Raw genomic sequence first — 8,339 nt, forward strand, 5'->3', positions numbered from 1 at the left:
AAATCAATCAGCGATTTCGCCGCCAGATAGGGAGTGGTCTTGCCTTCGGTTACCTGGCGATCAAGCTCCGGCATCTGTTGCTTAACCTCAGGATTCTGCTTGAGTTTCAGATCAAGCATTTCGTGAAGCAATTTGTGCATCCACTCCTGAGCCTGGCGGGCACGCTTCTCGTGAAACGCCTTGTTCTTGATGGCATCGATCTGAAAGTCCGAGATCATGCCCCAGACTTCCTCGATATTTTCCTTCTGCAGCGCCGAGCAGGTTTTTACCTGTGGCGTCCAGAAGCTAGTGTGGCGCAGCAGATGCAAGGCGTTCTGATAGTGACGCCGGGTCTGCTGGGCCATATTGAGGCTGTCTCCGTCAGCCTTGTTAATCACCAGAGCATCGGCCAGCTCCATAATGCCCTTTTTGATGCCCTGCAGCTCATCGCCGGCGTTGGGCAACATCAGCACCATGAAAAAATCGACCATACTGGCCACTTCGTATTCTGACTGCCCTACCCCAACGGTTTCTACGAGTATCACGTCATAGCCCGCTGCCTCACAGAGCAGCATGGTCTCGCGGGTTTTCAGTGCGACACCGCCGAGCGCGCCTTCGGAGGGTGAGGGTCGGATAAAAGCATTATCCATCCGCGACAATTCTTCCATCCGGGTTTTGTCCCCGAGAATTGAACCACCCGCGATGGGAGAACTCGGATCAACGGCCAGCACAGCAACCTTCTTGCCCTGCTCTATGACCGTCTGGCCGAAACTTTCGATAAAGGTGGACTTGCCTACGCCGGGGATGCCGGTGATGCCCACCCGAATACTATTGCCAGTGTAAGGCAGCACCGCCTCCAGCAGGCGCTGGGCGTCCTCGCGGTGCTCAGCCCGCTTGCTTTCCACCAGGGTGATGGCCTTGGCAAGTGCACGGCGATTGCCCTGGCGGAGCTGGTCAATATCAATACTCGTCATTCTATTCGAGTGTCCATAACAAAAAGCCCGGCTAAAGCCGGGCCTGAAGTATCAAACCGCATGGGCCTGACAATTAAATGCCCGCGAATCAGCTTTTGTAATTCGCGTTGATGGAGTCAAGCACTTCTCGCGCCGCTTTCGGGATCTGGGTGCCGGGCCCAAAGATACCTTTTACGCCCGCCTTATTCAGGAAATCGTAGTCCTGCCGTGGAATAACACCGCCGGCAACCACGATAATATCCTCGGCTCCCTGCTTCTTCAGTTCTTCGATCAAAGCCGGTACCAGCGTCTTGTGGCCGGCAGCCTGCGACGAAACACCCACGACATGAACGTCGTTCTCAATCGCCTGCTTGGCCACTTCCTCAGGCGTGGAAAACATGGGCGACAGGTCAATATCAAAACCCACATCTGCAAAGGCTGTCGCAATTACCTTGGCGCCGCGATCGTGACCGTCCTGGCCCATTTTACACACTAGCATCCGGGGACGACGACCGTGCTTTTCAGTGAAAGCCTCGATATCGGCGGAAATTTCATTCCAATTGTCGTCGTTCTGATAGGCGCTGCCGTACACACCGGATACCGTTTGAGCCTGCGCGTTGAAGCGACCGAATTCGCGCTCCATGGCAAAGGAGATTTCACCTACGGTAGCACGAACGCGCGTGGCTTTCACCGCCAGATCCAGCAGGTTGCCTTCGCCGCTGACGGCGCACTGGTAAATCGCTTCCAGCGCATCTTCGACGGCTTTTTCGTCACGACTGGCGCGAATACGCTCCAGCGCTGCTACCTGAGACTTGCGGACTTTCTCATTGTCGATATCGAGAATATCGACGTCATCTTCAGTTTCCAGGCGGTATTTGTTTACACCGACAATCACGTCTTCGCCGCGATCGATCCGGGCCTGCTTGCGCGCAGCGGATTCTTCGATACGCAGCTTGGGCATGCCGGTTTCGATGGCCTTGGCCATGCCGCCTTTTTCTTCCACTTCCTGGATCAGTTCCCAGGCTTTTTCGGCGATGTCGTTGGTCAGCGATTCCATCATGTAGGAGCCACCCCAAGGGTCAACCACCTTGGTGATGCCGGTTTCTTCCTGGATGATGAGCTGGGTGTTGCGAGCAATGCGGGCCGAGAATTCCGTCGGCAGTGCAATCGCTTCGTCCAGTGCATTGGTGTGCAGCGACTGGGTGCCGCCAAACACTGCCGCCATCGCCTCAATCGTGGTACGAACCACGTTGTTATAAGGGTCCTGCTCGGTCAGGGACCAGCCGGAGGTCTGGCTATGGGTGCGCAGCATTTTTGAGCGCGGGTTCTTCGGTTTGAACTCATCTACGATGCGAGCCCACAGCAGGCGCGCAGCGCGCAGTTTGGCAATCTCCATATAGAAGTTCATGCCAATGCCCCAGAAAAATGACAGGCGCCCCGCGAATTTGTCGATATCCAGACCCGCCGTCAGTGCGGTGCGAATATATTCTTTACCATCGGCCAGGGTATAGGCCAGCTCCAATGCCGCGTCGGCACCGGCTTCCTGAATGTGGTAGCCGGAAATGGAAATGGTGTTGAACTTGGGCATGTAATCCGACGCATAGGCAATAATATCGCCGATAATTTTCATCGACGGCTGCGGCGGATAAATGTAGGTGTTGCGCACCATGAATTCTTTCAGAATGTCGTTCTGAATGGTGCCTGACAGCTGCTCCTGGCTGACGCCCTGCTCTTCGGCCGCGACAATATAGCCGGCCAGGACCGGCAGCACTGCGCCATTCATGGTCATGGACACAGAAACCTTGTCCAGCGGAATACCGTCAAACAACACTTTCATGTCTTCGACCGAGTCGATGGCCACGCCGGCCTTGCCGACGTCACCGGTAACACGTGGGTGATCGGAGTCATAACCGCGGTGGGTCGCCAGGTCAAAGGCTACCGAGACCCCCTGCCCGCCAGCAGCCAGTGCCTTGCGGTAGAAGTTATTGGACTCTTCGGCGGTGGAGAAACCGGCATACTGGCGAATGGTCCAGGGACGCCCCGCATACATGGTCGGCTGTGGGCCCCGGATAAAAGGCTCCATACCCGGCATGGTGTCGGTGAAAGGCAGTCCTTCGAGGTCTTTCTTGCTGTACAGCGGATTGACGTCGATGCCTTCAGGTGTATGCCAAACCAGATCGTCCAGGCTTTTCCCACCCTTGCTCATCTGCTTGTTGGCAAGTTCTTCCCAGGCTTCGCGAGTCGCCTCGGGTGCTTTGTAGTCCTTGTCTGCCATATGCTGTTACCTGTCAGTGATAGCTCGGCCAGAGATAGCCCGGCCAGTAATAAGGTAGATCAGTGATCGTCGCCGGGCTGGTTGATTTCGACCAGCACGCCATCGCAGCTTTTCGGATGAATGAAAATCACTTTTGCGTTGTGGGCACCCGGGCTTGGTTCATCTGAAAGAAACTGATAGCCCTTGGCTTTCAGGCGTGCCACATCCTCTTCAATGTTGTCACTGCGAAAGCAGATATGGTGCAGTCCGCCTGGCTTCTTCTCCAGGTACTTGGCAATCGGGCCTTCACCATTCAGGGGGTGCACCAGCTCAATACTGGTTGCAGGCACCGGAAAAAAAGCGGTTGATGTCTTAGCATCAACAACGTCTTCAGTACCTTCAAAGTTCAGCTGAAAATCTTCCTTAAAACGCGCAATCGCCTTTTCCAGTTCAGGGACGGCGATGGCGATATGGTCAAGTGCGGTGATCATGGGGTTTACCTGTGAGCTTCAAACAATAATTGTAGACGCGTCCAGATTGGAGCGACGCCAAGGTATTTTGGTCGGACGTCTGATGTCAGACGTCCGACGGATCACTAAACGATCGTTTTCAGGAAATCTGCAGTCTTCACCTTACGGCGCTCGGCAATTTCCTCAGGCGTTTCAATCACGATTTTCTCGTCTGGTGTCACCTTGAAGACCGGCTCGCCTTTCTTGATGATCACGCCATCGCCATCGATCAGACATTTCTCGACGGTACCCGCGAACGGTGCAACCACCTTGTTGAACATCTTCATGACTTCAACAATGTAGAGCACATCGCCGGCTTCAAAGTGGTCGCCTTCCTTGACGAACACATCCATACCCGGAGCTTCACGGGGGTAGAACATACCGCCGCTGACAGCAAGGATCTCGTCGGACTTGGCTGCCGGTGGGGGCACCAGCACTTTGGCCATGCGATCCTGCAGTTCTTTCTCGGTCAGACGGTCCGGAATGGTGATACTCAGATCCGCGTTCACCTTCAGATCGTAGAACTTGGTCTTGCGTGCGATGTAGGTCAGAACAGATAGCAGCTCGGTACCGGCCTGATAGCCCGCATGCGCCTGCTGCGCCTCGGTCCACTGTTTCTTGGTGATGCCCTTAGGCGCCTTGTCCGAGGCCAGCGCCGCCTGCAGCTCGCCAAAGTCTTCGGTGCCCAGCTTCTCTTTCAGGCTGGCATAGAAGCTCAGTGCCGCCTGCAGTACCTCGTTGTCGTGATCCCAGATCATGTGACGCGCCGGTTTGCCGGCCTCGTAATCCATGTTCAGGAAGTGGTAAAGCTCGGCCAGCAGCTCAATCGGGTTGACCGTCCATTCAACAGACTTCTTGCTGACTTTCACCGCGTCTTTGTGGATGCTCAGCCAGCCCGCCATGTAATGCGGCTCGCCAAACAGGCGTTCCAGCGGGCGGGTGATCAGCAGCTGCTTGAGATCCAGTGCGTTAGCCCAGGCCTTGGCAGTTTTCGGGTCGGCTTCGGAAAGATAGCGCTGCTTGATCTGGCCATAGGCAAAATCCAAATCAATTTGTGAGGCGGCCTCTCTCAGTTCACCTACCGCCGTCAGGTAGGGAACGATAAAGCGAGTACTGGGACGCGCGTTAATACCATTGCCCAAAAACCAGTACACCAGACCATAGTGAAACTGCAGGTTGGTGGCCAGATCTTTGCCCCGCAGCTCGGTGCGACGCAGAATTTCGGCCAGTTTGGTGTAGCTGTCCAGCCGATTTTGACCGGTGGTCAAGAGCAGAGCGATGTTGGAGTCGTAGGCTCCCGCCAGGTGATACTTCATAAACACATCCGTATCCGGATTGTGCATGGAGATCCCCTGGTCATCGCGAATTTCGCCTTCCAGCGCATCTGACCAGTACTCAATCACGCCGCCTGCGTGGGGCTGCAGCGCCTGGTTAGTAGCGTTCATACGCGCTTCAACCGAGGCCGGCTCGCGGACGATACGCTCAGGCTTGGGCAAGCGCTTGCCGTGGCGGGCAATGAGTGCCATTACTTCGACCAGGCTCTCAGCGATAAAGAAATCGTTGGGGTCGTCCGGATTGGTGAACTTCAGTTTGTAGCAAAGCTCGGTAACCCTGTGCTCAACCTGAATCCGGGTGTTCATTTCCATGAAGTAGTGCGCTTCGCCGTCGACGATACACTCAAAGGTGCCCACCGAATCCAGCTTAACCGCCTTACCGAAAACCGCACCCTCTTCTTCCATGCGCTTGAGGATCTCAAGATCCTTCTTCAACTGGGTGACTTCAGCGCGACGACCGGCTGCGCTGGCTTCTTCGATAGCCGCTTCCAGCTCTTCCACGGTCACAGACACTTCCAACAGTTTCTGCTCGTGCATCTGCAGGGAGCAGTCGCGACCGCCCATGGTCATGCACCACTCACCATTACCCACTACCTGGATTTCCTGGTGTCGGGTGGTGTCGATATTCATTTCGATCAGGACGTTTTTGTTATCGCCCACACCGTTGGTCTTGAGCTCAATCAAGCATTCCTTAACCAGCGACGGTACCGGGGCTGCGGCCAGCTCCACGCGCTCTTCTAGGGTCTTGCCCTTGTAGGAGTTGGCTGATTGAAGGATACGCTGCCCTTTACCACCGCCACCGGCGATGGCCTTGAGGCGAAAACGGTTGTTTGGCTTTTCAGCCAGCATGCGCTTGGCTTCCACTTTAAGCGCCTCACCAATATCATCGGCGTCGATAATATCGATACCGGCATCGTAGGAAGCCGCCAGCAGCGCCAGCGCTTTCTCTTCATCATCCTTGCACTTGGAGAAATCGACTTTCAGCTTGTGTTCTTTGGCACACTTTTCCAGCCCGTTCTTACCGTATTTGGCAAACAGAGCCAGGCTGGTCGCGTTGTTGACACCGGGAGTTACCGATACACCGGTTTCCAGTGCCGTGCGCTTGGCCTGGTCTTTCATGCCAGCGGCTTTCTGAGTGTAGGAACAGGGGCCAATAAAGTTCAGGCCGGCCTCTTCCATCGCTTCAACCATCTCGGCGTCTTCAGACATAAAGCCGTAGCCGGCAAAAATAGCGTTGTAGCCGTTATCCTTGGCGATACGGACAATCTGCTGGATACGCTTGCCGCGCTCTTCCTTGTTGGCACCAGTGTAGTCCGGCACCCGATGAACGCGGTCCGGGTCGGTCAGCCGGCGCAATTCCGGCGCCAGCGCGTTGGTGTAGGTGATTGAGTCTTTTTCCGACAGCAAAATGCCGTAGCCGTTAATACCCATTTCATCGAAGACATCCATTGCTTCCTTGCGAATGGGGCCGCGACAGATGATCAGCGGTTTAAGATCTTCACAGGAGAAGCTGCGTACCCACGCCGAAGGTGAGTTAGACAGCTTGCGATCCGCGTGGATCAGCGGGTTGTTCAGATAGTAGTTGTTGCTTTGCACGAGTGTGTTCCCCTTGTAATCCGGTTTGCCGTTTCAGTCACGTCAGTGGAATTCGCGTTGCGGTCCGCCCATGGGTTCGGGCTTGTAGCTCGCTATATGCAGCTCCAGCTGCTCGGCGATGACCTGTCGCAAATCCGACGGCATAACAATTTGTGAAATGGATCCGAGGCTCAAAGCCTCATTGGGGTTCATCAGCTCGCGCTCGTAACGCTGGGCCAGCTGGGCTTCTTCGGCTTTCTGCCACGCAGCTACTTCAGCCTTGGCGTCTTTTTCCGACAGCCCCTGCTTCATGGCCTTGGCAACACGGTCTTTCAGAGTGCTGCGAATGGCGCGCAGTTCGTCTTTGTAGACATACTCAACACCGGCAGGCCCCATAACCGCCAGGCGGGTGGTGGGCAGTGCGCAGACAAAGTCTGCACCCGTCGGATAGTTGTTGAACGACGCGTAAGCACCGCCAAAAGCGTTGCGAATGATAATCAGGAATCGCGGGGTGCGCAGATCAACAATCGAATCCAGCATGGCACGGCCAGCCTGGACGATACCGCCCTCTTCCTGCTCACGACCGGGCAGGAAGCCGGTGGTGTCTTCCATAAACATCACTGGAATGTTGTAGACATTACAGAAGCGAATAAAGCGGGCGTTTTTGTAAGCCGCGCCGATATCAATCTGACCGGAGGCCACCGCCGAGTTGTTGGCAACAAAACCCACCACATTTCCGCCAATGCGACCAAAGGCGGTAATGGTGTTCCGAGCGCGCTCGGGTTGCACTTCGAAATAGTCACCGTGGTCGCAGAGCTGCTGAATGATAATGCTGATGTCGAAGGGCGTATTGAATCCAGTCGGGCTGTTGAAGGACTTTTTCAGCAGCAGGTCGATATCCCAGGTTTTACGGTCAATCGGGTCGGAGGTCGGCTGAAACGGCGCCAGCGAGGTGTTGTTATCGGGCAGGTAGTTCAGCAATTGTTTGACCTTATTCAGGGCAGCCACTTCGTCTGGCACCACAAAGTCAGTCACACCGGACTGGGAGTGAACTTTGGGGCCGCCCAGATCATCGGCAGTAACGTCTTCACCCAGCACCGATTTGACGACACCGGGGCCTGTGAGACCGAAGAAGGTGTCGTTGGGCTGAACCACAAATGAGCCCTGGCGTGGCAGGTAAGCGCCGCCACCGGCGTTGTAGCCGAACATGCACATGATCGACGGTACCACACCATTAATCCGGCGCAGCGCGGTAAAGGCTTCGGCGTAGCCGTCCAGACCACCGACACCGGCGGGAATAAAGGCACCGGCAGAATCGTTCATACCCACCAGCGGAATACCGAGCTTGCCAGCCAGCTCAAACAGTCGAGCCAGCTTGCTGCCGTTAGTGGCGTCCATCGAGCCGGCACGCACGGTGAAGTCGTGGCCGTAAATCGCCACGTCGCGGCCATTAACCTTGATGATGCCGGTTACCAGCGAGGCGCCGTCGAGGTTTTTACCCCAGTTCTGGTAGAGAATCTTGGGCTCTGTGCCGGCATCCTTCAGTACCTGAATGCGCTCCCAAACGGTCATGCGCTTTTTCTGGTGCTGTTTCTGAATGCTTTTTACGCCCGCAGCCTTATAGGGCAGCTGCAGCAATTCATGGCCCATCATCAGGGTGGTTTCGTACAGGCCGGGGTCATAATCGAGCTGACCAGGAACGGTGAATTCAACGTCCTTGGCCTGCTCAAACGGG

5 protein-coding genes are annotated in these 8,339 nt (G+C 55.6%); all 5 read right to left on the reverse strand.

Annotated features, from left to right (window positions below; genetic code table 11):
* The coding region (gene meaB / locus ABYP39_RS15390; RefSeq protein ID WP_372783409.1) for a methylmalonyl Co-A mutase-associated GTPase MeaB at nt 1-953 on the reverse strand (953 nt) is incomplete at its 3' end.
* A gap of 88 nt (nt 954-1,041) precedes the next feature.
* Nucleotides 1,042-3,207: a methylmalonyl-CoA mutase gene (scpA, locus tag ABYP39_RS15395; protein WP_372783410.1), complete on the reverse strand. Its 2,166-nt coding sequence runs from the start codon at nt 3,205-3,207 to the stop codon at nt 1,042-1,044.
* Between the two features lie 59 nt (nt 3,208-3,266).
* Nucleotides 3,267-3,677 (reverse strand): methylmalonyl-CoA epimerase, encoded by a 411-nt coding sequence (gene mce / locus ABYP39_RS15400; RefSeq protein ID WP_372783411.1) that lies wholly within the window; start codon nt 3,675-3,677, stop codon nt 3,267-3,269.
* Nucleotides 3,678-3,781: 104 nt separating this feature from the next.
* The gene (locus ABYP39_RS15405; RefSeq protein WP_372783412.1) at nt 3,782-6,625 is read right to left on the reverse strand and encodes a biotin/lipoyl-containing protein; all 2,844 of its coding nucleotides are present in this window, start codon (nt 6,623-6,625) and stop codon (nt 3,782-3,784) included.
* 42 nt (nt 6,626-6,667) lie between these two features.
* A partial coding sequence (locus tag ABYP39_RS15410) for an acyl-CoA carboxylase subunit beta (RefSeq protein ID WP_372783414.1) occupies nt 6,668-8,339 on the reverse strand: 1,672 nt, incomplete at its 5' end.

It is taken from the genome of Litorivivens sp. (assembly GCF_041625495.1).
GTDB lineage: Bacteria > Pseudomonadota > Gammaproteobacteria > Pseudomonadales > Spongiibacteraceae > Litorivivens.

Excerpts from the sequence above, each read along its gene's own strand:
- scpA (WP_372783410.1), bottom strand. The coding sequence starts at position 3,207 with ATGGCAGACAAGGACTACAAAGCACCCGAGGCGACTCGCGAAGCCTGG.
- mce (WP_372783411.1), bottom strand. The coding sequence starts at position 3,677 with ATGATCACCGCACTTGACCATATCGCCATCGCCGTCCCTGAACTGGAA.